The organism is Pseudomonas sp. MPR-R2A5 (genome assembly GCF_058793055.1).
The window spans coordinates 38,489-64,961 of the sequence record NZ_JBXAFK010000047.1 but is presented as its reverse complement, the minus strand read 5'-3'; the positions used below and the strand labels follow the sequence as shown (position 1 = coordinate 64,961).

General features: G+C 60.5%; 16 protein-coding genes. 9 read left to right on the top strand and 7 right to left on the bottom strand.

All coding sequences use genetic code 11. From position 1 onward, the window contains the following. Positions 1–405: 405 nt before the first annotated feature. Both AC1Q6I_RS27325 and AC1Q6I_RS27320 read right to left on the bottom strand, forming a co-directional pair. Entirely contained in the window at positions 406–1,059 is a 654-nt protein-coding gene (locus AC1Q6I_RS27325; protein WP_024073682.1) for a DsbA family oxidoreductase, read from the bottom strand. Positions 1,060–1,114: 55 nt separating this feature from the next. Further along, the gene (locus tag AC1Q6I_RS27320; protein ID WP_102624588.1) at positions 1,115–2,134 is read right to left on the bottom strand and encodes an alpha/beta fold hydrolase; all 1,020 of its coding nucleotides are present in this window, start codon (positions 2,132–2,134) and stop codon (positions 1,115–1,117) included. Between the two features lie 182 nt (positions 2,135–2,316). On the opposite strand from AC1Q6I_RS27320, the gene metR reads away from it, so the two are divergent. Next, on the top strand, positions 2,317–3,234 hold the full coding sequence (gene metR / locus AC1Q6I_RS27315; protein ID WP_102624589.1) for a transcriptional regulator MetR: 918 nt from the start codon (positions 2,317–2,319) through the stop codon (positions 3,232–3,234). 13 nt (positions 3,235–3,247) lie between these two features. Here the strand turns inward: metR and AC1Q6I_RS27310 are convergent, their stop codons facing one another. Together AC1Q6I_RS27310 and nosR are read right to left on the bottom strand one after the other, a co-directional pair. Continuing rightward, positions 3,248–3,661, bottom strand: coding sequence for an NUDIX hydrolase (locus AC1Q6I_RS27310; RefSeq protein ID WP_102624590.1), 414 nt, complete (start codon positions 3,659–3,661; stop codon positions 3,248–3,250). 48 nt (positions 3,662–3,709) lie between these two features. Beyond that, positions 3,710–5,038, bottom strand: coding sequence for a response regulator c-di-GMP phosphodiesterase, NosR family (gene nosR / locus AC1Q6I_RS27305; protein ID WP_102624591.1), 1,329 nt, complete (start codon positions 5,036–5,038; stop codon positions 3,710–3,712). A gap of 253 nt (positions 5,039–5,291) precedes the next feature. Here nosR and AC1Q6I_RS27300 point away from each other — a divergent pair, with 253 nt between their 5' ends. The 6 genes from AC1Q6I_RS27300 (at position 5,292) to AC1Q6I_RS27275 (ending at position 15,601) form a co-directional block, all read left to right on the top strand. Beyond that, on the top strand, positions 5,292–7,166 hold the full coding sequence (locus AC1Q6I_RS27300) for a putative bifunctional diguanylate cyclase/phosphodiesterase (RefSeq protein ID WP_102624592.1): 1,875 nt from the start codon (positions 5,292–5,294) through the stop codon (positions 7,164–7,166). Between the two features lie 73 nt (positions 7,167–7,239). Then, positions 7,240–8,160, top strand: coding sequence for a cytochrome-c peroxidase (locus tag AC1Q6I_RS27295; protein ID WP_371858345.1), 921 nt, complete (start codon positions 7,240–7,242; stop codon positions 8,158–8,160). 10 nt (positions 8,161–8,170) lie between these two features. Next, the gene (locus AC1Q6I_RS27290) at positions 8,171–9,997 is read left to right on the top strand and encodes a DAHL domain-containing protein (protein ID WP_024073675.1); all 1,827 of its coding nucleotides are present in this window, start codon (positions 8,171–8,173) and stop codon (positions 9,995–9,997) included. Next, positions 9,981–11,378 (top strand): ATP-binding protein, encoded by a 1,398-nt coding sequence (locus AC1Q6I_RS27285; protein WP_102624594.1) that lies wholly within the window; start codon positions 9,981–9,983, stop codon positions 11,376–11,378. The genes AC1Q6I_RS27290 and AC1Q6I_RS27285 overlap by 17 nt, the downstream gene beginning before the upstream one ends. A gap of 271 nt (positions 11,379–11,649) precedes the next feature. Next, complete coding sequence (gene bglX / locus AC1Q6I_RS27280; RefSeq protein WP_102624595.1) at positions 11,650–13,899, top strand: beta-glucosidase BglX; 2,250 nt, start codon at positions 11,650–11,652, stop codon at positions 13,897–13,899. Between the two features lie 82 nt (positions 13,900–13,981). Beyond that, on the top strand, positions 13,982–15,601 hold the full coding sequence (locus AC1Q6I_RS27275) for an FMN-binding glutamate synthase family protein (protein WP_024073672.1): 1,620 nt from the start codon (positions 13,982–13,984) through the stop codon (positions 15,599–15,601). A gap of 39 nt (positions 15,602–15,640) precedes the next feature. Here AC1Q6I_RS27275 and AC1Q6I_RS27270 read toward each other — a convergent pair whose 3' ends face one another. Genes AC1Q6I_RS27270 through AC1Q6I_RS27260 form a run of 3 tightly spaced genes read right to left on the bottom strand, consistent with a single transcriptional unit; the run spans position 15,641 to position 18,478 of the window. Continuing rightward, positions 15,641–17,161, bottom strand: a complete 1,521-nt coding sequence (locus AC1Q6I_RS27270; RefSeq protein ID WP_102624596.1) for a glucosyltransferase domain-containing protein — start codon at positions 17,159–17,161, stop codon at positions 15,641–15,643. After that, positions 17,151–18,107, bottom strand: coding sequence for a glycosyltransferase family 2 protein (locus AC1Q6I_RS27265; protein ID WP_024073670.1), 957 nt, complete (start codon positions 18,105–18,107; stop codon positions 17,151–17,153). Before AC1Q6I_RS27265 ends, AC1Q6I_RS27270 begins: the two co-directional genes overlap by 11 nt. Beyond that, positions 18,104–18,478 carry a GtrA family protein gene (locus tag AC1Q6I_RS27260; RefSeq protein ID WP_024073669.1) on the bottom strand — a complete coding sequence of 125 codons (375 nt, stop codon included), beginning with the start codon at positions 18,476–18,478 and terminating at the stop codon, positions 18,104–18,106. Before AC1Q6I_RS27260 ends, AC1Q6I_RS27265 begins: the two co-directional genes overlap by 4 nt. Positions 18,479–18,701: 223 nt before the next feature. On the opposite strand from AC1Q6I_RS27260, the gene AC1Q6I_RS27255 reads away from it, so the two are divergent. After that, complete coding sequence (locus AC1Q6I_RS27255) at positions 18,702–19,841, top strand: OpgC family protein (RefSeq protein WP_069075341.1); 1,140 nt, start codon at positions 18,702–18,704, stop codon at positions 19,839–19,841. A gap of 63 nt (positions 19,842–19,904) precedes the next feature. Then, complete coding sequence (locus AC1Q6I_RS27250) at positions 19,905–26,435, top strand: NEL-type E3 ubiquitin ligase domain-containing protein (protein WP_102642558.1); 6,531 nt, start codon at positions 19,905–19,907, stop codon at positions 26,433–26,435. Positions 26,436–26,473 lie beyond the last annotated feature (38 nt).

The window sequence follows — 26,473 nt, the reverse complement described above, 5'->3', positions numbered from 1 at the left end:
GGGTAACCCGGCAGGACGCCGGGTTAGCCGTCCTGGGCCAGGGATGGCCCATGACGGCGGCCCACGGATTCAAGCCTTCGTTCGGGCATGCCGAGCCTAGGCGAGGCACCGAGTGGTGGGGCAAGAGCCTTTTGGTTACTTTTGGGCTCTTTCTTTCCAAAAGTGACCCGCTGTAAGAGCGGAACCATAAGCGGCCGTTACCGCAGCAACGGATATGTACTCGCTAAAACTCCAAAAAAGCGGTCGGCCCGAAGGCCGCCACGGGACCAAGCTCCCTCGCCACAGACCACTGGAAATTGTGTAGATACCCATGCCCCGATAGCAGTGGCACATTCAACATCTTTGGTGGCTGACACTAAGCCATCGGGGGCAAGCCCCCTCCCACATTTGGATCAGTATTCGACTTCAGTTTTTGGCTTCGTTGATGATCTGGCGAATCGCCCCCACAAAGGCTTCGGCCGGCTGGCCACCGCTGACAGCGTATTGATCGTTGAACACGATGGTCGGCACCGACGTCACGCCACGGGAGATCCACAACTGCTCCTGCTCGCGGACTTCTGCGGCGTATTCGTCGCTGGCGAGAATCTCGGCCGCGCGCTTGAGGTCCAGGCCGACGCTCTCGGCGATGATCGCCAGGGTGGCGTGGTCGGACGGGTCTTGGCCATCGGTGAAATAGGCCTTGAACAACGCTTCCTTGAGGTTGTACTGCAAGCCTTCCAACCCGGCCCAATGCAGCAGGCGATGGGCGTCGAAGGTGTTGTAGATACGGCTCTGGCCGTCGGTACGAAAGGCAAAGCCCAGCGCGGCCCCCATGTCACGGATGCGCTCACGATTGGCCTGGGACTGTTCGGCGGTGGAACCGTATTTCTCGGTGATGTGCTCGACGATGTTCTGCCCCTCGGCGGGCATGTTCGGGTTCAGTTCGAACGGCTGGAAATGGATCTCGGCCTGCACCTCGCTGCCCAGTTGGTCGAGGGCTTCGGTCAGGCCACGCAGGCCGATGATGCACCAGGGGCAGGACACGTCGCTGACGAAATCGATTTTCAGGGGAGTACTCATGGTAGGCAACCTCGCTGGCATTCATGTGCCACAAAAGTTGCACGATACACCAATGTCACAACACCTTCGAAGGCTCGCCCAGGTCAATCTGCGCCCAATGTGCAGCATCTTCGCGATGGGCTTGCAGGTACGGTAGAACCGCCGTCAGCAGCGGCGCCTTGAACGCTTCCTGGAAACGATGGGCCATGCCGGGAATCAACTTCAATTGGCTGCCCTGGATATGCGCCGCCAGGTGCACGCCGTGCATCACCGGCAGCAACGGGTCGGCGGTGCCGTGGACCACCAGGGTCGGCACACGCAATTGGTTGAGCAGCGGCACGCGGCTCGGTTCGGCGAGGATCGCCATGATCTGGCGCTTCACGCCTTCCGGGTTGAAGGCGCGGTCGTAGGACAGCGCCGCCTGGTGCAACAACGCCTGGCGATCATCCTTCACGTTCGGGCTACCCAACGCCGCGAGCAAATCCGCCTGCTGCTCCAGCGCCACTTCACGATTCGGCGCGCTGCGTCGCGACAACAACTGCACCAGCGCTGCATTCGGGGCCGGCAAGCCTTCAGCGCCAGAGCTGGTCATGATCAGCGTCAGGCTTTCCACGCGCTGCGGCGCCATGGCGGCCAGGTGCTGGGCGATCATGCCGCCCATGCTCGCGCCCAGCACATGGAATTGGCGGATCTGCAACGCGTCCATCAAGCCCAGGGCATCGTCGGCCATGTCGGTCAGGGTGTAGGGCGCGGCCACCGGCAGGCCGAGCTTGTAGCGCAGCACTTCGAAGGTCAGGTTGGCGCTGGCCGGTGCCTGGCGCCAGGTGGACAGGCCAACGTCACGGTTGTCGTAGCGAATCACCCGGAAACCTTGCTGGCACAGGGCGACGACCACTTCATCCGGCCAGTGGATCAACTGCCCGCCCAGGCCCATCACCAGCAGCAATGCAGGATCGGACGCACGGCCGATGCTCTGGTAAGCGATGCTCACCTGAGCCAGGTCGACCGTTTGGGTCGGGACATTGACATCACATCGAGAAGCCGCAAAAGACGGCAGGCCGAATAGTAGAGCGACCAGTAAAAACAACACGCGCATGAAAAACACCGAAACGCAGAACCCCAGTAGAGCGCGAGTCTGATGAAGTTTGTTCAAGCGCGCTGCCACACTTCCATGACAGTTTGATGAAGAGTGCCCGGTGGTCGTGGTCGACAGGCCCGCGAACATGAGACAAACTCACGCTATCGCAACTTGTCACAAACTATCCTCATGGAGAGCCCGTGCTCGAGATCCGTCACCTCAAGACCCTGCACGCCCTGCGCGAAGCCGACAGCCTGGTGGAAGCCGCCGAGCGCCTGCACCTGACGCAATCGGCGCTGTCCCACCAGTTCAAGGAGCTGGAAGAGCGCCTGGGCGTGCCGTTGTTCGTACGCAAGACCAAACCCGTGCGGTTCACCAGCGCCGGCCTGCGCCTGCTGCAACTGGCCGATGCCACCCTGCCCTTGCTGCGGGGTGCCGAGCGCGATATCGCGCGGTTGGTCGGCGGCACCGCCGGGCGCCTGCACATGGCGATCGAGTGCCACAGCTGCTTCCAATGGTTGATGCCGACCATCGACCAGTTCCGCGACGCCTGGCCCGAAGTCGAACTGGACCTGGCCTCGGGGTTTGCCTTCGCCCCCCTGCCGGCCCTGGCTCGCGGCGACCTGGACCTGGTGGTGACCTCTGACCCACTGGAACTGCCGGGCATTACCTATGTGCCGCTGTTCACTTACGAAGCGATGCTCGCCGTGGCCAACCAGCATGCGCTGGCGAACAAAGCCTACATCGTGCCGCAAGACCTGCTCACTGAAACCCTGATCACCTACCCGGTGGAACGTGACCGCCTGGACATCTTCACCCGCTTCCTGGAGCCGGCCGACGTGGAACCGGCCCAGGTGCGGACCTCGGAACTGACGGTGATGATGATGCAACTGGTGGCCAGCGGTCGTGGCGTGTGCGGCATGCCCCATTGGGCGCTGCATGAATACAGCTCGCGCGGTTACGTGAAGGCCAAGCGCCTGGGCGAGAAAGGGCTGTTTGCCACGTTGTATGCGGGGATTCGTGCGGACATGCTGGATGCGCCATACATGCGCGACTTCCTGCTGACGGCCAAGGACACTTCGTTTTCCACGCTGGACGGGGTCAGCGCGGTGCGCTGAACCCCTCTCCCCGTCAGACAGTGCTGGCCAGGGATTCGCGATAAAACGGCAGGATCAGGTCACGGGTCAACGGCGCCAGCGCCAGGCCGCCATCACCGGCCGGGTCAATCCAGCGCACCTCTTCGATTTCAGCGGCGGGGCTCACCGGTACATCAATGTGTACCTGGAACAACTCGGCTTGCACGGTGAAACCCGGCTCGTTGGCAGCCGGGGCCGAGAAGCGGCCGAGGTACACGGCCGCGCCGGGGTCAATCTGCAGGTTCAGTTCTTCGTACAGCTCACGGGCCAGGGCTTGGACAGGTTGCTCACCGGCGTCGAGCTTGCCGCCGGGTTGCATGAAAGCCTGGGTGCCACGCTTGCGCACCAGCAGGGTTTGGCCGTCGCCGCCGATCAGCAGGGCCGCGGCGATTCGAATCGTAGTGGTCATGTACAGGCTGCCTCGAATGAAAGGGCCGCAAGGATCACAGAAAGCGCCTCAATCGGAAAGCAGCGCACCTTCTTCAGGGTCTTTGATAAACACGGTGTACTTGGCCCCTTCCATCGCTTCAAACGCAATCAGCTTGTCCACCAGCGGCAGGTTCAACACCTTGCCGGCGTTGAGCAGCAACATGCCGTTATCGGCATTGAGATTGCGCGCCAGCACCATGCCTTCGGTCAGTTCGCGGGTGGTCAGAGCCTTCACGCTCGGGTCGCCCAACGTCACGTCGCTGAGGAAGGCAGCGCACGCGTGGATAAAGTCCTCCAGCATGTCCGGGTCGTAGAGTTTGCCGGCATATTTGCGAATGAAGAGCAGCGCTTCATCGCTGTTCATCTGCCGCTCGAGGATCAAGCCCTTTTGTAACTCGATAAAGTCGACGGCCAGTTTCAACAACCGCGACCCCGAGGGGATCTGCTCGCCCTTGAGGTGGTCGGGGAAACCGGTGCCGTCCCAACGCTCCTGGTGATGGCGGATCAAGCGTGCCGCGTCCTTCATCGGCTCCAGGGTCATCAGCAACGACTCGCTCTGGGTCGGATAGGCCCGATAACGCTCGCGATCGGTACTGTGCAGCATGTCCGATGGCGCGACCATCATGCTGTCGCTCCAGCTCAACTTGCCAATGTTGTAGAGCGCGGCGGCCATGGCCAGGTCGCGGGCACTGGCTTCGTCGATCGCCTGGGCCTTGCAATACACCCGGATCAATTCGATCAACTGGCGATTGGTCTGCTTCTGCTTGGGTAAGCGCAGGTTGGCCAACAGCGAAAACACCTCGGTACCGGTCACATAGCTGCGCTTGAGCTCGTCGTAGGCCAGGTCGAGCATGTCGGCGGTCTGTTGCAACTCGGCGGTGCGCGCCGCCACGCGTTTTTCCAGGGTGGCATTGAGCACTTTCAATTGCTCGTTCTGGTCGCGGGTCAGGCGCTCCAGGCGCTGGTGCTCAACGCACTGGCGCAGGGTCAACTGCAACTCATCGTCATTCCAGGGCTTGCTGATATAGCGATCGATCTGCCCATCGTTAATCGCCTTGACGATGGTCGGCAGGTCAGCGTAGCCCGTCAGCAGGATGCGACCGGTCGACGGGTACAACTGATGGACCCTGGCCAGCAGCTCGGCCCCATTCATGCCCGGCATGCGTGCATCGCTCATCACCAGGTCGATGGGATGGGCCGCCATGATGTCCAGGGCCTGGGCGCCGCTGGTTGCCAGCATGACCTCGTAGGGTTGACCGCGCAGGAGGCGACGCAGGCTGTTGAGGATCGATTTTTCGTCGTCAACCAGCAGAATGGTGGGTTTATAGGGCGATGTCGTAGCGAGTTGTGCGTCCATGGCGACTCTGCCTTCGAATAAAACAAAATTGAGCGAACTTGAACCCTTATGTCACACCTTGACCCGTCACCGGATGCCAGGTCGACTGGCGTTGCCTATCGTGCAGCAGGAACCGGGGTGATTTGACGCCAACTGGCCATCAAATTCAAGCGCGCTCGACTATGCTGTCACCGAAGGCCAACACTGTGCTTAAACGTAGTCTCAGGGAAGGGGTCGTTATGTCGTCGAGTCGTTTGCAGTTGGGGAGTGCGCCATGAGCCCGGATTCAGGACGGGCCAACCGTCGCATTCTGATCGTCGATGACTCGGCCTCGATCCATGAGGACTTCCGCAAGATCCTGTGTGCCGATCCAAACGGCGAGCCGTCCATGGACAGCCTCGAGGAAACCCTGTTCGGCACCGCGCCAGTGCTGCGCCAGGCCTTCGAGCTGGACTCCGCCTACCAGGGCCAGGAGGCGCTTGCCCTGGTCAACCAAGCCCTGGCGGCCCACGCCCCGTATGCCATGGTGTTCATCGACATGCGCATGCCGCCTGGCTGGGATGGCCTGCAAACCATTGAACAACTGTGGAACGTCGACCCCCACCTGCAAATTGCCCTGTGTACGGCTTATTCCGACTACTCCTTTGAAGCGATCGAAGCGCGGTTGAAGTACAACGACCAACTGTTGATCCTGAAAAAGCCGTTCGACCACCTGGAAATACGCCAGATGGCCAGCGCTCTCACCTGGAAATGGCAGCTCGCCCAGGACGTCGCACTCAAGGTCATTGGCCTGGAGCGCACCATTGAAGAACGGGTGCAGGAACTGCTGAAGGTGTCGCACCTGTTGCAATACGACGCGCTGACCGAGTTGCCCAACAGCACGCTGCTGGGCGACCGATTGACCCAGGCCATTGCCCTCGGCAGGCGTCACGACACTCAACTGGCCGTCATCTTCATTGGCCTGGACCGGTTCAAGCGCATCAACAACGCCCTGGGTTATCCCGTGGGTGACGAGGTGCTCAAGCATGTCAGCCAAAGCCTGGTGGCAGCGGTGCGTGAGTCGGATTCGGTGTTCCGGTATGGCTCCGACGAGTTCGTCATCGTGCTCAACGATATTCAGCACCCTCGGCAAACCCAGCACGTCGCACAAAAATTGCTCAAGGCGATCAACATCACCCGGCATATCGCGAGCCATGACCTGAGCGTCACCGCGAGCCTGGGCATCAGTATTTATCCCAATGACAGCGGTACGGCGGTCGAGCTGATCAAGCACGCGGAAACCGCCATGCACGCCAGCAAGGAACATGGCCCGGACGACTTCAGGTTTTATACCGAGGACATGAACCTGCGCGCCCGGCACCAGCAAGACCTGGAAAGCGCGATGCACCAGGCGTTGGAACGCGATGAGTTTGTGCTGCACTACCAACCCAAGCTGGATTTGACATCCGGCCGCATCGTCGGGGCCGAGGCACTCTTACGCTGGTTTCAACCGCAATCGGGTTGGATCGGCCCAGCCGATTTCATACCCGTTGCCGAAGACAGTGGCCTGATCATCCCCCTCACCCAATGGGTGTTGCGCCAAGCCTGCACGCAAGCACAGGCCTGGCGCTCGATGGGCCAGTTTCCCCTGTGCATCTCTGTGAACATCTCGGCCCTCGACTTCCGCCAGCGGGATTTTGTCGCTAACCTGGCCGCCATCCTTGAGCAAACCGGCCTGCCGCCCGCCCAGCTGGAGCTGGAGATCACCGAAAGCGTGCTGATGCAGAATGTCGACGACACCGTCGAAACCCTGCAGAAAATCAAGGCCATGGGGGTGCGCCTGGCGCTGGATGATTTCGGCACCGGTTACTGCAGCCTCAGCTACCTGCGCCGTTTCCCCATCGATGTGCTGAAGATCGATCAATCATTCGTGCACGGCTTGACTGTAAACAGCCGGGACAAACAGCTGATCAGCGCTATCATCGCCCTGGGCAAGAGCCTGGAGTTGAACATCATCGCCGAAGGGGTGGAAACCATCGAACAGTTGAATGTCCTCAAGGCGCTCCAATGTGAAGAGGGCCAGGGGTATCTGTTCAGCCAGGCCCTGCCCGCGAAGGACTTTGCCCAGTTGCTGCGGGTGGGTTGCGACTCGCTGATGCCCCGTCAATAGCCCCGTGCCTGCAAGGAGTGCTCGCTTGAGCGAAGTTCCAATTTACCGTCTTGGCCTCCTGCTCACGTTATGGATGGGCGCAGGAGCCCCGCTGGTGGCGGCGCCGCTGGACGAAGCGCTCAAACCGTTACCGCCGGTTCCGGAACTCGACCCGGCCAAGGTCGAACTGGGCCGCCAGTTGTTCAACGAGCCGCGCCTGTCGGTCAATAACACCCTGTCATGTGCCAGCTGTCATCGCCTGGAATCCGGTGGTGCCGACAACAAGCCGTTCTCCCTGGGCTTCGACGGTAAGCCCGTGGCGATCAACACCCCAACGGTGTTCAACGCCAGCCTGAACTTCAAGCAGTTCTGGAATGGCCGGGTGGACACGCTGGAGGCGCAGATCGAACAAGTGGTCATCAGCCCGGTGGAAATGGGCAACGACTGGAAAACCGTGGTGCAGAACCTCTCCGCCCTGCCCGCTTACCAGGCGGCGTTCAAAGGCGCGTATCCCGATGGCGTGACTGCGGCCAATGTACAAAACGCCCTGGCCATCTATGAGCGAACCCTGCTCACCCCGAATTCGCGCTTTGACCAATACCTGCTGGGCAACACCGAGATCCTGACGATCCAGGAAAAGTACGGCTACCAGCGCTTCAAGGACTACGGCTGCATTGCCTGCCACCAGGGGATCAACATCGGCGGCAATATGTTCCAGAAGTTCGGTGTGATGGGCGACTACTTCAAGGCGCGCGGCAACCCTGTCGAGTCGGACCTGGGGCGCTACCTGTTGACCCAGGATGAAGAGGACCGTCACGTGTTCAAGGTGCCGAGCCTGCGCAATGTCGCGGTCACGGCCCCCTATTTCCACGACGCCTCGGCCAAGACCCTGGAGGAAGCCGTCGACGTGATGTTCAAGTACCAGTTGGGCCGTATCCCGTCCGCGGAGGATAAAGACCTGATCATCCAGTTTCTCAAGACACTGACCGGCGAATGGGCAGGTAAACCGCTATGAGCCGACCATCATGACCCTCTCCCGCCGCCGCGCCAGCCAATTGTTCCTGGGGTGCATGACGATGTTGCTGGCCTCGATACTGGTCTTTCTGTACATCAAGTCCTCCAACGACCAGGCCGCCTCCTACACCCAGTCACGCGACCTGATCCGCCAGTTGCAGCAACTCAACGCACAGTGGGACAGCGAGGTGCTCAAGGCCAGGATCGCCATCACCCACAATTACGACCCGCTGGTGACGCCCCTCACAAAAATGACCCAGCTGTGGGCCGAGCTGGAAGCACATGACTCGTACCACAACCCTGAAGACCTGCGCGCCTGGCAAGCCAGCCAACAAGCCTACCGGGAGGCGATCCAGGAAAAAGCCCGGCGGGTCGACCAGTTCAAATCCCACAATGCGGTGTTGCGTAACTCCCTGGCCTTCCTGCCGACGGCCGAAGACGATATCCAGGCGCAGTTCAACCAGGTGAACGGGCCCGCCAAACTGCAACTGCAAAGCGTGGCCACCGACACCTACGACTTGCTGCTCAGCAGCATGGAGTTCGCCCAGATCACCAGTGACGAGCGTGCCGCCGACATCCTCGTCGGCCTGGGCAAGCTGAACGTCAACAAAGAACTGTTGCCCAGCGCGTTCCAGGCCCCCGTGGACATTTTGAGCAATCACATCGAACTGATTTTGCGCGAGCAGCCGGTGGTCAACACCTTGCTCGAACAGATCGCCGCCATCCCGGTGGCCGAACGCCTGGATGAACTGACCACCCACCTCAATCAGGATCAACAGGCCGCCGACCGCATCGACCAGAAATACCATCGCTACCTGCTGGTGTTCTCGACCCTGCTGGTCGCCTTGTTGCTGTACCTGGCGATTCGACTGCTGCGCAGCGTCGCCGAGATAAACCGCGTCAATCGCGCCTTGCAGGCCGCCAACGAAACCCTGGAACAACGCGTCGAGCGGCGCACTCAACAGCTCAAGGATGCCCAGAGCGAGCTGATGGACAATGCCCGCCAGGCCGGCATGGCCGAGATCGCGACCAATGTGCTGCACAACGTCGGCAACGTGCTCAACAGCGTGAACATCTCCGCCGACCTGGTTGCCCGTAAACTGCGCAGCAGCAAGGCACAGGGCCTGGGCAAGGCCATGCAATTGATCAACGAGCACCAGGGTGACCTCGGCACCTTCCTCACCGAAGATGAAAAGGGCAAGCTGTTGCCCGGCTACCTGAACCAACTGGTAAACGCCATTGCCGTTGAACAGCAAGGGCTTACAGACGAGCTGGCACAACTGAGCAAGAGCGTCGACCACATCAAGGACATCGTCTCCACCCAGCAATCCTATGCGGGCGCATCCAGCCTGCTGGAGCCGCTGGATATCAGTGCCTTGATGGAAGATGCCTTGCGCATGAACGCAGGCGCCCTGAGCCGTCATAACGTCACGGTGATCAAGGAGTACGCAGCCGTGCCGCAGATCCTGGGGGACAAACATCGCCTGTTGCTGATCATGGTCAACCTGATCAGCAACGCCAAGTACGCCATGGCCAACCTGAGCGACCGGCCACGCCGCATCACCCTGTCCGTCACGCCCGTGGATGGCGACACCTTGCAGATCAGCGTCAAGGACGACGGCGAAGGTATACCCGCAGAGAACATGACACGGATCTTCACCCACGGCTTTACCACCCGCAAGGAAGGCCACGGCTTCGGCTTGCACAGCTGTGCCCTGGCCGCCCTGGAAATGAACGGCCAGCTCAGCGCCCACAGCGATGGGCCGGGCCAAGGCGCTATATTCACCTTGAAGATTCCTCTTACCCGGCCGGAAGTCAGTCATGAACCAACCACCTAACCGGCGCATTTTGCTGATCGATGACACGCCGTCGATCCACGACGATTTTCGCAAGATCCTGACGCCGCCGATCGAGACCAACCAGGTGCTCGATGAAATGGAGTCAGCCCTGTTCGGCGACAGTACCCAACCGGCCGCCCCGGCATTCGAGCTGGACTCGGCCTATGGCGGCGAAGAGGGACTGGCATTGCTCGTCACCGCCATGGCCAAGCAACTTCCCTATGCATTGGCCTTTGTCGATATGCGCATGCCCCAGGGCTGGGACGGTGCCAAGACGATCGAGGAGCTATGGAAAGTCGCCCCCGGCCTGCAAGTGGTGGTGTGCACGGCGTATTCGGATTATTCCTGGGAAGATTTGCTCGCCCGGCTGCAAGCCCATGACCGCCTGCTGATCCTGAAAAAACCCTTCGACAACATCGAAGTCCAGCAGATGGCCAACACCCTGACCAACAAATGGGACATGGCCCGCCGTGCCTCGCTGCAAAACAGCCACCTGGAACAATTGGTGGTGCAGCGCACCCAGGCGCTGACCCACGCCAGCGAGGCGCTGCAAATCGAAATCGACGAACGCAAACACCTGGAAAGCCAACTGGTGCAGTCGGAAAAGCTGGCGTCGCTTGGGCAACTGGCAGCGGGGGTCGCGCATGAGATCAATAACCCGGTGGGGTTTATCTCGTCCAACCTCAATACCCTCGACAGCTACTTCAGCCAACTGCAACAGATGCTGGGCGCTTACCGGCAGGCTGAGGAGATGATCGAATCGGGCGAGCAGCGTGATCAGCTCAAGGCTTTGCGCGAAAGCCTGGAGCTGGATTTTCTCAAGGAGGATATTCCGATCCTGATCCATGAATCCAAGGAAGGCATCAACCGCGTGGTGCAGATCGTCAGGGACCTGAAAAACTTTTCACGGGTGGACAACGACCAGACCTGGCAGTGGGCCAACCTGCAACAAGGCATCGACTCGACGCTGAACATCGTCGCCAGTGAACTCAAGTACAAGGCCGATGTGGTCAAGCACTACCAGCCCTTGCCGGACATCGAGTGCCTGGCCTCGCAGCTCAACCAGGTGGTGATGAACCTGGTGATCAATGCGGCCCAATCCATGGGGCCGGAGCGCGGCACCATCACCCTGAGCACCGGCGTGGAAGGCGACACCATCTGGCTGGAAATCGCGGACAACGGCTGCGGGATTGCCCCGCAGGCCCTGCAAAAGATTTTCGACCCGTTCTTCACCACCAAGCCGGTGGGTGAAGGGACGGGGCTGGGGCTCTCGCTGTCGTATGGGATTGTGAAGAAACATCACGGGACTATTACGGTCAGCAGCGAAGTGGGCAAAGGCACCACCTTCCGGGTGGTGCTGCCCATTCGGCAAACAGCCTAGTCGCCCCGTACAGCTCGGCTTTTTTAGATCGATTGCAATAACGCCAAAGCGCAAACCAAGCCTAGGTAAATCGCCACGCGATCGAGGCGGCCCCTCAACCACAAGCCGCCACAAGACCAATGACCGGCAACAGCAGGAGCCGGCCCCGCCCACTCACCCCACGCCGGCAGACGCCACTCAAAAAACCGTCCCGCACTGTCATTTCTGACAGTAGACGGCTTCGCCCACCCGTTGGACACTCAAAAAACACTGTCCGCCAGGGAAGGCTGTCATGGCTATTCGTCTCGTGGCATTGCTACTCGTCTGCCTTGCGCTATCGGCCTCGGCACAGACTGACCCGGTTGAACTGCTGCTGGCGCAAATGACGCTAGAGGAAAAAGCTGACCAGCTCACCCAGTTGGCGACAGTGGACACCGTCACCGGCCCGGTGATTGACCAGGGCAGCCTGACCCACCCGCCGATGCAGACTGTGGGCTCGGTGCTCGGCATCTACGGTGCCGAACGGACCCGACAATTGCAGCAGAGCGTCGTAGAAGGCTCGCGCCTGCATATCCCGCTGTTGTTTGCATTTGATGTGATCCACGGTTTTCGCACCCTATTCCCGGTGCCCTTGGCCGAGGCGGCGGCCTGGGACCCCGACTTGTCGCAACGCACTGCCCGTGCAGCCGCCATGGAGGCTTCGGCCAGCGGCCTGCATTGGACCTTTGCCCCCATGCTCGATATCACCCGCGACCCACGCTGGGGGCGGGTGGTCGAGGGGGCCGGGGAAGACCCGTTCCTGGGTTCGGCACTGGCGGTGGCAAGAGTCCGAGGGACTCACGGCGATGGGCCACCCAACACGTCCTTCATGCTGTCCACCGCCAAACATTTTGTCGCTTACGGCGCCGCCGAAGGCGGACGTGACTACAACAGCGCCGACCTGTCACAACGCACCTTGCAAGAGGTCTACCTGCCGCCGTTCCAGGCGGCCGTAGAGGCCGGCGCGGATGCCGTGATGCCAGGGTTCGAGGAACTCGCGGGGGTTCCCATGCACAGCAACGGGCCCCTCCTCAAAGGTCTGTTACGCGGCCAATGGGGGTTTACCGGAATCATCGTCAGCGACTGGATGGGCGTGCATGAACTCATCCCCCATGGCGTGGCGGCCAGTCCAGCGGATGCCACGCGCAAGGCATTGAACGCCGGTGTCGAGATTGACATGGTCAGCCAGTCCTATAGCCGAAACCTGCCCGACCTGGTGCGCAACGGCCAAGTGTCGCTGACCACCGTGGATGAGGCCGTACGCCATATCCTCAGGGCCAAGCAGCGGCTGGGCCTGTTCGAAAATCCCTATCGCTACAGCGACCCTGCTCGAGAACGCGCCCAGACCCTGACCCCGCAAACCCGTGCCCTGGCTCGCGAGGCGGCACAGAAATCCATCGTCCTGCTGAAAAATTCAGGCGCGCTGCTCCCCTTGCCCAAGGACCTGCACTCGTTGCTGGTGGTGGGCAGCCTGGCCACGGATGCCCAAGCCACGTTGGGCGCTTGGGCCTTGGCTGGAAATGCCAATGACAGCGTGACGATACTGGAAGGCATACAGCGCACTGTCTCCCCTGCCACCCAAGTGACCTACGTCCCCGGAGCATCGCCTACCAGCCTGGACACCCAAGGCATAGCAGCGGCACAACAGGCCGCCCAGAAGGCCGATGTGGTGGTGGCCGTACTCGGCGAAACCGCCGACATGAGTGGAGAAGCCGCCAGTCGCGCCGACCTTGGCCTGCCCGGCGCCCAGGACGCGCTCGTGCAAACGCTGCTGGAAACCGGCAAGCCCGTGGTGATCATCCTGATGAACGGTCGCCCGCTGTCGCTCTCGAACAGCGCCCAACAGGCAACGGCCATTCTGGAGTCCTGGTTCCTTGGCAGTGAAATGGGGCAGGGTGTGGCCGACGTGCTGTTTGGCGATGTAAACCCCAGCGGCAAGCTGCCCATCACCTTTGCCCGCAGTGTGGGGCAAGTCCCCATCTACTATGGCTACAGGAACAGCGGGCGCCCGGCCACAGGCCAAAACCCGTACGAATCCACCTACCTGGATTTGCCCTCGACGCCCGCGTATGCCTTTGGTTTTGGTTTGAGCTACACCACCTTCGCCTACTCGGCCCCCCAACTGAGCACCGAACGCCTCGCCTCGACCCAGTCCTTGAACGTCCGTGTCACGGTGACCAATACGGGCCAGCGGGCGGGAGACGAAATCGTCCAACTCTATCTACGCGATGATGTCGCCAGCGTGGCGCGCCCGGTCCGCCGACTGCGAGGCTTTCGCAAAGTACACCTGGCCCCTGGCGAAGCCCGGATCATGGAGTTCACCCTTGGCCAGGAAGACTTTGCCCTGCTCGACGATGACTTGTTGCCCGTGGTCGAAGCCGGCACATTCACCCTATTCGTCGGCGGCAGTTCCACGACCGACAATCAAGCCACCTTTGAGGTCACCGACAGCCGCCGCCTGCATGCGCTTGGCCCCGCCATCCCGAGACAGCTCAGACGCTGAATGCGCTTGGCGGTTGTCCAGGCTTTCCCTCCGGGAGCAGAATGCGGCACCGACCTGAAGAGTCCGAACCCAAGGTAACCGTATGAGCCTGTCCTTGCTAAGCCGTTACGCCTTCTTTGCCGTATGCGTCATTTTCACCCTCGCCAGCCTGCCTTTTATCGAATATGAATGGCTGTGGCCCATCACGATAGTCACCGGCATCCTCAGTCTGATCGGCCTGTTCGACCTGCTGCAAAGCCCCCACGCGGTGCGCCGCAACTACCCGATCCTGGGCAATATCCGATACCTGGTGGAGGCGATTCGCCCGGAAATCCGCCAGTACCTGCTGGAATCCGACAGCGACGCCCTGCCCTTCTCACGCGCCCAGCGCTCGCTGGTCTACTCACGGGCCAAGAATGAAACCGCCGACAAACCCTTCGGCACCCTGATCGATGTGTACCAGTCGGGCTTTGAGTTTATCGGCCACTCCATGCGTCCGGCGCCACTGAGCGACCCCAGCACCTTTCGCGTGATGGTCGGCGGCCCGCAATGCACGCAGCCCTATTCCGCGTCGGTGTTCAACATCTCGGCGATGAGCTTCGGCTCCCTGAGCGCCAACGCGATCCGCGCGCTCAACCAGGGCGCCAAGCTGGGCAATTTCGCCCATGACACCGGCGAAGGCAGCATCAGCCCCTATCACCGTGAAAACGGCGGTGACCTGACCTGGGAGCTGGGCAGCGGCTACTTCGGCTGCCGCACCAGTGACGGCCGCTTCGACCCAGAACGCTTCGCCGCACAGGCGCAGAACCCGCAAGTGCGCATGATCGAAATCAAGATGAGCCAGGGTGCCAAGCCCGGCCATGGCGGTATCCTGCCCAAGCACAAAGTGACCCAGGAGATCGCCGAGACACGCGGCATCCTGATGGGCGAAGACTGCGTCTCGCCCTCGCGCCACAGCGCGTTCTCCACACCGATCGAGTTGATGCAGTTCATCGCCCAGTTACGCGAACTGTCCGGCGGCAAACCGGTGGGCTTCAAGTTCTGCCTGGGCCACCCGTGGGAATTCATGGGCATCGCCAAGGCCATGCTGGAGACCGGCATCCTCCCGGACTTTATCGTGGTCGACGGCAAGGAAGGCGGCACCGGCGCCGCGCCCGTGGAGTTCACCGACCATATCGGCGTACCGCTGCGTGATGGCTTGCTGTTCGTACACAACACCCTGGTGGGCCTGAACCTGCGCGACAAGATCAAGCTGGGCGCCAGCGGCAAGATCGTCAGCGCATTCGATATCGCCAGCGTGCTGGCCATCGGGGCTGACTGGGCCAACTCGGCGCGGGGCTTCATGTTCGCCATCGGCTGCATTCAGTCGCAAAGCTGCCACACCAACAAATGCCCGACCGGCGTCGCCACCCAGGACCCACTGCGCCAACGCGCCCTGGTGGTACCGGACAAGGCCCAGCGCGTATTCAACTTCCACCGCAACACCCTCAAGGCCCTCGCCGAAATGCTCGCTGCCGCGGGTTTGGACCATCCGTCGCAGCTGTCAGCCAAGCACTTGGTGCGACGCATGTCGGCCACCGAGATCAAGCTGTTCTCGCAGTTGCATGTGTTCCTCAAGCCGGGGGAGTTGCTGACTGGGGAAGTGAACGGCGAGTTTTATTCGCGCATGTGGCAGATGGCGCGGGCGGATAGTTTTGAGGCCCATGAGGTGGCGGCCGCTTAAAGAGGCATGGACGCCGGCTTTCGGCGCCCATGCCTGCGCTCATTTTTCATTGAGTTGCAGGGTGTAGTCTTCAGGGTCGAGAATTTCCTTGAACACAATAAAACCGCCCTGCTCCGTCAGGTAAATCGAATAGAACTTTCTGTCCACCACTCGGCTATAGCGATTGCCAGCAGCGATGGCAGCCTCAAAATTCTCCCGGTCACCCTCCACCACATTATTGATGCCTAACCGGGTCATGAATTGAGGATGCAGCAAGGTATTAGCATCACTCAATAGATACCTCAGGGATGGCATGTACGTCATTGCCGCGTGACCTCGTGGCAACCAGTTACCCGCCGTTAGGGGACCGACATAATAAAAAATCGGTGCGGCGCTCAGTGACTCGTGAGCAACAATGTCATAGGCAATGTATTGGGCCACGGCCGTCTCCAGCTCTTTTTTGGCTATTAATACCTGCCCAAAGGCGTAGCAGAATGAAAACATGAACAGCACCGGCATCACTAACAGCACGCGCAATGGTTTCCAGACCCGGCCTAATACGTCGTAACTCAGTAACAGCAACAAAACCAACACGGCAGAAAAACCAATATAGTTTCTGGCATCCAAGTTAGGTTCGGCCAAAAACAAGATAGCCCCTGGCACACATAACAACAAAACCGGTAGAACGCCCAGGCACGCAATCAAGACCACTATTTTCCCCAGCGGACGGCCTTGCAGCGTAGCGATACTTGCAAGCCAGGATAATAACCCCACGCTCGCGACAACCAGCAAACCCACAAACAAAGCAGCGTTCCAGGGATTCGCCAGTGAATAAATACTGCCCATGGAAAATAGGAACTTTCTTTGTACGACACTGAGCCAGTTCGCGTCGAACAGGATACTGTCACCGCGATGACTGGTGATGAACTGATAAGCCGTCAGATAGTAGATCAAGCCTGCGCAGAGCAACTGCAACCCGCGCTGGAGCAATGTATACAGGATGCTATTGACCTCGATCCTGTTTCTCACCCCCCACAAGCACTCAATACAGCAAAGGCCGATGAACAGGGTAATCGTCAACTGATATAACGCCAGCGTTACAGCCATCGACACTGCCGCCACCAACCCGCGCAGAAACACGTTTTCGACTGTACAGGTGATCGCATAAATAACCGCCGCCACCGCCAGTATCATTCCAGGACCATCGTATTGATAGGCGATATTACCCAGAAAGAACGGATTACATAGAACAGGCAATACCACCAGACAGGCAACCCAACTTGGCGTCGGAAAATACCAGCACGTCAGGCGTGTCATAGCCAAAACCATGGCAAATACAGAAATCAATAATGGCAAAGGAAATATATTGGTGGTGCCGCCGGTGAAGGTTAAAAACTTATGCAGCACTTCAAGCAAGATTCGTCCCTGATTTTTCCAACCGTCTCCCGCCAGTAATAAAGAGCGCCAACTGTCATCGATATAGGCATAGTCCGCGCGAATGACGGGGTACACATAAATCAGTGAAACCACACTGAAGAACACCACCACCTGTTTTTTAGTCAATACCGGTTCATTCCACATGACGCATGCCCTCCTCGGTCGCTCTGCTCCGTATCACGTCCTTCACCACATACCTCGGCCTATGCTTGGCCTCCATATAAATCCGCCCCACATACTCGCCCAATATCCCAATCCCAATCAGTTGCACGCCGCCCAAGAACAAGATCGCCGTCATCAACGACGGATACCCCGGCACCGCATTGCCGAACAGCACTTTGTCGAGCACCAGGTACCCGGCATACACCAATGCCAGCAGCGAAATACAGCCACCGATATAGCTCCATAACCGCAGGGGCAAGGTGCTGAACGAGGTGATGCCATCCAGCGCGAGGTTCCACAGTTTCCAGGCGTTGAACTTGCTCTGGCCAATTACACGCGGGGCGCGGTTGTATTCGACGATGGCCACGTCAAAACCGGCCCAGGACAACACGCCTTTCATGAACAACTGCTGTTCGGGCAGGGCCTTGATCACGTCCACGACCTTGCGGTCCATCAACCGGAAGTCGCCGACGTTTTCCTCGATGTGGGGATAAGCGATATGGTTGAGCAGGTGATAGAACAGCGATGCACTGTGACGCTTGAGGTAGCCGTCAGTGGAGCGGTCCCGGCGCTTGGCCAGCACCACATCCGCGCCTTTCTGCCATTCGGCCAGCAGTTGCGGGATCACTTCGACCGGGTCTTGCAGGTCGACATCCATGGGGATGACGGCGTCTCCCCTGGCATGTTCAAGCCCGGCGAACAGTGCTGCTTCCTTGCCGAAGTTACGCGATAAATTGATCAACACCACGTCGTGGTCGACCAAGGCGATCGCCCGGGTGTTTTCGGCGGTGCGATCGGTGCTGCCGTCGTTGATAAATACGATCTCGACCGTGTAATCGCGCAATGCGGGCTCTTGTCGAACAGCCTGGTAAAACACTTTCACCGCCTGCTCTTCATTAAACAGCGGCACCACCAGAGAGAGTTTCATTGCCCACGCTCACGAAACACCACCCACTTCGACAGCAGGAAACCGCACACCAGGCTCACCAGCGAGAACGCCACCACCGTGACCAGCCCCGGCAGGCGCCAGCGATCGGCAAGCCAACCCACGGCCAGGCTCACCCCTCCCATGCACAGCATGAACAGTGCATAACGCGGCAGCGACACCGGCATGGCAAAGGTGTAAATCGCATTCAAATAGAAGGAGAAGGACGCAGCGGCGCAAAACGCGAAAAAGTTGCTCGCAGCCTGATTGAGTTCAAACGCCACCCTGAAGACAAAAAACAGCTGCCAATGGATCACCGTATTGGCGATACCAATTGCCGTATAGCGGGAGAATCCCTTCCACAGTCTGGTCATACCGTTGCCCTGTCGCGTCCCGTTCCAGCAGGCCACGGCAAACGCGATACGTCTACTGTCAGACTTAACAGGTAGCCCACCCGTAGACTTGAGACATTCAGAAATACCCAGCCTTTGCAATTGCTTACAAATACCGCCAACCTGCGCCCGCCCGACGTGCGGCGTATGACAACTCCCACCTGCGCCGGTCATTACTAAACCTATTGTTCAAGAGCCCGCTGCCATGCTGAACGGACGCGACCCACGCATCGATTTTTTTCGGGGCCTGGCGTTGATCTTCATTTTCTGGGATCACGTCCCCCACAACCCTCTCGGCCAAATCACCCTGCGCAATTTCGGATTCAGCGACGCGGCAGAAGTGTTTGTGTTCCTCGCCGGTTACGCCGCCGTGCTGGCCTACGGCAAGATCCTGCGACGCGACGGCTACTGGCTGGCTTCGTTGAAAATCCTGCGCCGCGCCTGGGTGTTGTACGTGGTGCATATCTTCCTGTTGGCGATGCTGATGGGCATCGTCTTCTTCGCCAACAGCCATGTGGAGACCCGCGACCTGGTCGAAGAAATGGGCCTGACGCACTTCGTCACCCACCCGCAGCAAGCCCTCACCGATGAACTGTTGCTGCGCTTCAAGCCCAACCTGATGGACCCGCTACCGTTGTATATCGTGCTGCTGGCGGGGTTGCCGCTGGTGCTCCCGCTGTTGCTGCGCAATACGTGGGCGGTAGTCAGTGTGTCGCTGGCGGTCTACCTGCTGGCCCCGCATTTGGGCTGGAATCTGCGGGCGATTGCCGACGGTGTGTGGTACTTCAACCCCGTCACCTGGCAGTTGCTGTTTGTGCTCGGCGGCGCTGCGGCGATCCATGCCAGCCAGCCGCACCCGGCGCAAACACAGGGTCGGCTTCGTCAGCCCTTGTTTGTCGCAGCCGCCCTCTACTTGCTGCTGGCCGGGCTCCTGACCCTCTCCTGGCGCTGGCCCGAGTTCCATGACGCCCTGATGCCAGCGGCACTCGGCGACCTGCTGTACCCCATCAGCAAAACCGACCTGTCGCCCGTGCGTCTCTTGCACTTTTTGGCCCTGGCTTATGTCACGGCCAAACTCTTGCCCCATGACCGCTGGGCCCACCATTGGCTGGCGCAGCAGTGCTGCCGCATGGGCCGTTATTCCCTGGAGGTGTTCTGCCTGGGGGTGCTGTTGGCACCGCTGGCTGACATGCTCAATGCCCTGGCCGGCGACGCGCTGGCCATGCAGTTGTTCAGTGCGCTATCGGGCGTGTTGATCATGGCGTTGCTGGCGGCCTGGCTGGACTACAACAAGTGCCTGGATGAAACATTGCGCACCCGCGCGGCCCACCTAACAAATAGTTAGCGCCAGCGAGGCCGCGGGCGATGCTTCCATGAACCTTTCCACTTTCGTGAAAGGTTATGGCACATGTCCACTTATCAACTGCTCAATGGGCTATCAGGAAACTTGCAATCCAGCGCGTCCTGGTCCCGACAACAGGCCCTCGAGCAGATCCAGCACAACGTGATTCAAGCCCTGAGCAGCTTGAATGCGCAGGAACGAACGCGATACCTCACCTTGCAGCGCGAGGCATTGGACGCCCACAAGGCCCTGGAAGATGCCCAGCAAGCCCATACCCAGGACTTCAAGGCCGAGGGCCTGGCGCAATTGCGGGAAAAGCTCGGTGGGCGCGACCCCGAGCAATACACCCTGTTCACCCGCTACAAGGAGAAACGCGAGCAACCCTTCCCCTGGGACCCACCCGATGAGGCGATAAGCCTCAGGGAAGAGTTAACCCGAAGAACCACCCGACGGCGTCGGGCCCAATACGACTTTCATTACATCGATCATCTCAAGCAGCTGTCGCTGTGGGAGGCCGCGTGTCTGAACTTTGGCTTCACCCACGCCATCCCCGGCGACTCGGGTTTCAGCGTGGTCGAAGCCAGCTATGTGGTCGGGCCGGACAATGACAGAAGCCTGAACGCGGCAACCTTTATCAAGGTCGCTCGTGAACTGGATCTGGGCGGCCAATTGCGTGACAAAACCAAAATCGCCATGGCCGCCGATGGCCCGCTGCGCCCCTTATTCGCCGCTTGCGCCAAAGCCAGCCTGCGCTTCGAGGCCATCGAAGCCTACCGCAACCGCGCCACCACCGGCGTCACCCTGGAGCACTTCAACCGACTGGACGCCGCCATCAGCGGCGACGGCCCACAGTTGCCGTTCGACACCCTGAGCCTGAGTTCCGGCGTCACACCCATCATCGCGGTGCCCTTCGTGCCCTGGGAAACCAGCATACCCACGCCCTTGTTCTTGATCCGGGTGGCCAGCCTGGGCGTGTTGTCCTATTTCCCCTTCCGCCCCGGCGGCGCGCTGCGCTACCACGAAGACGCCCAGGCTGCCGAACGCGCGTTTCGGGAGCAATTGCACCAGAGTCACGAGCACAAAGACCTGAGCTGGTTCGCCCGGCAATTGCCCCTGGTCGGCATGTCGGTGTTCAAATCATTGATCGACAAACAGGAGCCGCTCACACGGTTCAACTGGCTGGGGGGGAGCCTCTATAACGCATTTCACCGCGCGTTCCCGAAAAAAACCCTCGACAACATCCGCTTCAGCACTGATATCAAGCCCAGTCGTGAAGTCTCCCTGGTGCAGGCCTATACCTACCGGCAGGTCCAGCGCTTTCAGGCAGACCTGGATACCCTGGCCGAAACACGCGCCGAGAAGGACTGGCAAGCGCTCAAGGACGCGGTGGCAGCCATCGCCGCAGAAGTGCTGCAATTGCTGCTGACACCCCTGCCCGGCGGCGTCACGGGCATGAACCGGGTCATGCAACTCGCGGTGATGGGCAGCCTGACCTACAGCGTCGCCCAGGGCGTGAATGAGTTGGCCAAAGGCGAAGCCAGTGGATTTGCCTCGGCGCTGGCCGATGTCGCCGACCTGGCGATCAGCGGCAAATTGATCTCAACGGCGGGCCGCGTCCATCGCCAGCGCATGCTCCAATACCTGGAAAAACTCGGTCACCCACAAAAAATCACACGTCCCGACGGCACCCATGGGCTATGGAAACCCGACGCCCAGCCTTATGCCCATGACAATCAACGCCTGGTCGACGGGACCACCCCCAACGCCTTGGGCATCTATACGTTCAATGCACGCCACTACGCCAAACTGTGCCAGGGCGAAATGGACGTGCTGGTCGAGGTCCGGTTCGACCCGTTGAGCAAACGCTACGTACTCATCAAAGCCACCGACGGATATACCCCGGCGATTGTCTTCGACCCGGCGACCCAGGCGTGGACCTTCGATTTGCAGAACGCCCATACCCTCTCCAACCTTGAGTTGGTGCAACGCATGCTGCCCAACGGCGCGTCGCCCCCCACTCCGCAAGACCTTGAACATATGCTGCGCAGCACCGCCACCACGCGCACCACCCTGGATAACGTCTGGCGCGCCGAGGCGGCACCACTGAACCTGATCGAAGGGGTCAGGCGCCTGCAAGTCGACCGGGTCATCCAGCACGTCATCGAGCAGTTCCCCTTGCCCGGCCAATTGCCCGCGCATGCCGACAGCGCGGTCTTTTGCCTGCTGACGCAATTGAGCGGCTGGCCGGCCGACACGCGGCTCAACATCCACGACCCACAAGGCACGCTGATCGAGACTTATGGCAAGACCGGACAACCGCCATCGCGCCCGCACACCATCAACCTCAAGCGCCGTGACGATGGCAGTTACACGGGCCTGAGCCCACAGAGCATTGGCCCCGAAGGCAACGAACACCTGCTTGAACTGATCATTCGCCAGCAGCCAGGGGGTTCGAGCCTGGGCAAGGAAGGCCAGCCCGGCGCCTCCGAAGCCCAGCGCATCAGCACCGTGCGCCAACAGGTCGCGGCATTGGCACGCACCGAGAGGCTCACCCTGTTCTCGGCCCTGTTCAATTACTGGGGCTACGAAAAAGCCGAACTGAGCGTCGCCCCCGGCGCCCGACGGTTTCTGCCGATCAAGGTGTCACGGTCCCTGGCCCCCCTCACGCCCTTGCTGAAAAAACTGCGCGACCTCAACCCGCCCCTGACCGCCGCCAACCTGGATCTGATACTGGGCCAACACCCGTTGACGGCGCGCCAGCAGGAGGCTTTTCTCGCGGGCGGCACACTGCCCACTGCGTTTGTTGACGTCATCGATCATCACCGCACCGCATTGCGCATCGACGCGATCATCGACGCCCTGTACCACCCACGCGAATTCAATGCAGACACTGACCTATGGGCCAGGGAGATCGCCGGCTCCCTGATACGCGGCACACTCAAGCGTCCCTTCGTGATCACCGAGGTCGCCCTGGGAAAACCCTACGTGCCCAGCGGCCCGGACGATCGCACGGTGAACCTGCGCTTTTACCCCAACGGTCTCTACCAGGCCTACGACATTGCCAATGGTGGAGAGATCCCCGTCTCGCCCGCCCACGACAGTTTTTACCTGGCCATTGCCTCGGTGCTCCAGCCTCACGAGCGCGAACTACTGGGCATGAACAGCGCCACCGATGCCAAGGGCCTGCGCAAAACCCTGGGCGATACCATGAGCGCCCGACGCAACCCCGAAGGTTTCGTCAGCCTGCTCAATGGATCGTTAATGCAGTACGAACACGACCTGATGCTGCCATCGCACCTCCCGCCCAGCGCCAACGGGCTTTTCACCCTTGAGGGCAAGGACTACCTGCCACTTTCGGGCCGCCTTTACCAGGTCACGTTCGATAAAACCCTGTTCAAGTGGCGGCTTAAACACCCCAGCAAACTCGGGGTCGACACCCCGCTTCTGGAGCACAACGGCCAGGGCGCCTGGCGGCTGGCCAGCGAGCAGCCGATGGTATGGGACACTCATCAGTTGTTCCATCGCCTGGGCCACCCGCACTACGCGGTCACCCAGCAACAGGCCAACCGCATCCTGGCCCTGACCGACACCCCGGCGCATGTCCTGCGCGAGGTCCACCACGCCGGTCACCCGGCACCGCCCTTGCTCGCCGACACCAGCAAACGCTTCAAGATCGAACAACAGATCCAACACTTCATCGGCGCGTTGCGGGTGGACCCCAACAGCAAGGACGCCAACCCGGAGCTGCAACTGTTGATTATCTCCGGGTTGCCGGGGTGGCCAGACAGCCACAGGTTGCAGATCCTCGGCCCTCGGAACCAGGTGCGCTACCAATACCCCGCGACGCAGGCGACCAACGTTGAAACGATCAACGTGACCGAGCAACACTACAAAGAAGGCCGGTTACTGAACGAACTCACCCGCCACGACGCGCTGATCAACGCCTTGCTCGGGGAGTTGCCCAGCCTGGCTGACGAGCGGCTGTTCAAACTGGTGCAAAAAGTCGTCACGTTCGCACAGGATCACACGAACCAACTCTTCGATTCGCTCTACAAGGAAAGTGAACAGTACCGTCCCCATGCACTGCGAGAGCAATTCAAGACCCAACATGCCGAACTCCCCAACAGCGCTATCGAGGGCATCCTGGGCCATGCAACCCCTCGCGAACTCAAGCAACTGCATGAACACGGCAAGACCAGCCTGCGCCTGACCGAACAAGCCCGGCTGACCGCCCACGAAGTGCGCTTGAATCGCGCCTTCGAAGGCTTGTACATGGACAGCCTGGTCAACCCGGACAGCGACAAGATCACCCTGCACCTGCTCAAGGCTGTAACCGGTTGGCCCGCGGACCTGCGCATTGAGGTACGCGACAGGCATTTCAACGGCCCCAGCATCGAAGGTGCGGGAGACGCGGCCGGCACGAACCGCAAAGTGCTGGTCAAGAAAGGCGCGGTCTACCACCCCTACAGCCCTCAAGGCACGGCCCTTGCCGCTCCGCTCGGCAGCGGCAGCAACCTGCTCCCGGCCATCGTCCAGACCCTGGGCGCTAGCGAACGGACATCACTGGGGATCACCGACGAACTCGACCTTTCCGAGCTCCAGGCGCAGATCGCCAACCTGGCATTCTCCCAGCGCGTAGAAATGAAAAGCCTGCTGGGCCTGCCCCATCTGCAACCCTGGCTGCAACCGGCCATGGGCCTGGACCGCTCATTCCTGGCGTATCCCGTTTTCAGCTGGCTCTGGCCATTCGGTGGCCAACGAGCGCCAGACCTGGTGAGCCGGGTGCAGGAATTGTATCCCCGGTTCGACAACACTACCGCCAATGCCCTGATCCGCGGCCTGGGCCTGAGTGAACCCGATCTGTTGATCGAGCTGGACCGGCGGCAGGCCGAATTCCGCACCATGGACATCGAGCTGTCCCGCTGGAGCGACACGCCGCAAGCCATCGATGACCCGCAGGTAGACCCCTTGGGCTTGAACCTCGGCCAACGTCGCTACATCGCCAACCAATTGCGCCGGGCCTGGCGATGCGAAGAACCGCAGCAATACGTGGAACACCTGATGTATACCTCGTCGCTGCAACTGCAGCTCGACGAGAACGATCTGCCCCCAGCGTCCTTTCTCACGGGAACCACCGGTTTCAGTCATATCGAACACTTGAGGCTCTCAGGCAACCGCTTCCCCGCCAACGGCAATGCGTTCCTCGCCAAGTTTTCCGGGCTTCGCTACCTGCACCTCGACTGCGAGTTAACCGAGCTGCCCACCTCGGTCACCGACATGACCAGCCTCACCAGTCTGAACCTGAGCGATAACGCGATTGTATTGACCCCAGACTCCGCCACCCGCCTGGCAGGCATGGTCAACCTGAAGACCCTCCAGCTCAGCGGCAACCCCCTGGGCATTGCTCCCGATATCACTCGGATGCCCCTACTGCATACCCTCGATCTAAGGGAAACCGGTATCAGCCAATGGCCGGTGGGCGCCGCCACACATGACGAGTTGTCCAGCCTGAACCTGCGGGACAATCTGATCACCGATATCCCCGAAGCGGTCTTTACCCATCCAGGGGCGTTCCTGCGAAACCGCAATATCGAGCTGCGCGGCAACCCGCTGTCTGATCAAACCCGGCAACGTATCGCGCGGTACAACGCCCAGAGGGGCAACAGCATGCAGGGCGCTGCGGCGGACCTCGTGGCCGTGGCGCCTGATGTCACGCCGTGGCTCGATGCCCTGGACCGGGTTCAGTGGGGAACGGCGACAGAACTCTGGCAAGCACTGGCCAGCCATGAAGGTGCTCGATCCGATGATGTATTCAGCGTCCTGGCAGACTTGACCCAATCGCTGGATTACAGGCAAGGCGGGCAGATCAAAAAGAACCTGAGCCTGCGGGTCTGGCGGTTGCTCAATGCACTGGGAGACTCCACCGAACTGCGGGAAACGGTGTTTCTCAACACCTATGCGGCGGGTACCTGTGGCGACGGCGCCATCCTGACCTTCAGCAACATGGAACTGATGTACCGTACTCACCAGACCCTCGCTCGCCACGACAAGGATCGGATCGATCGGGAATTGCTGGGCCTGGCCAGGCAGGTGTATTTCCTCGAGCACCTGGATCGACTCGCCGAAAATCACATCGGTCGATTGAATCAAGCGTACGCCGACACTCCCCGCTACACCCCGCCGGACCCGGCAGAAATCATACTGTTCTATCGGGTCAGGCTACGCGAGGAATTCAACCTGCCCATTGCCACCGAGCAGATGCTGTACACCGTGGAGACCTACGGTGTGCGCGAAGCCGATATCACCGCCGCCCGACAGACGCTGCGCGCGTTGGACACGCCCTCGTTGCTGCTGGAGTCGTACAAGACTCGGGACTTCTGGCTCAGGTACCTGGAACGCCGGTTCCCCGAACCGTTCATGACGATCAAAAACGTGACCCGGTACCAAAAAGAGCAGTTGAACCGGGAAGTGCCCGACAAGCATTCGGATGAATACCTGGACCGGTTGCAAGCGCTGATCGACCTGGAAACCGCCGAACGCCAGCGCCTGATCAGGCAGTTGACCGAAGCGGCGGTTCACGCCATGCGACGTCCGTGACCACGCCAGGGGCCGCCGTGGCTGCCCCTGGACAATGA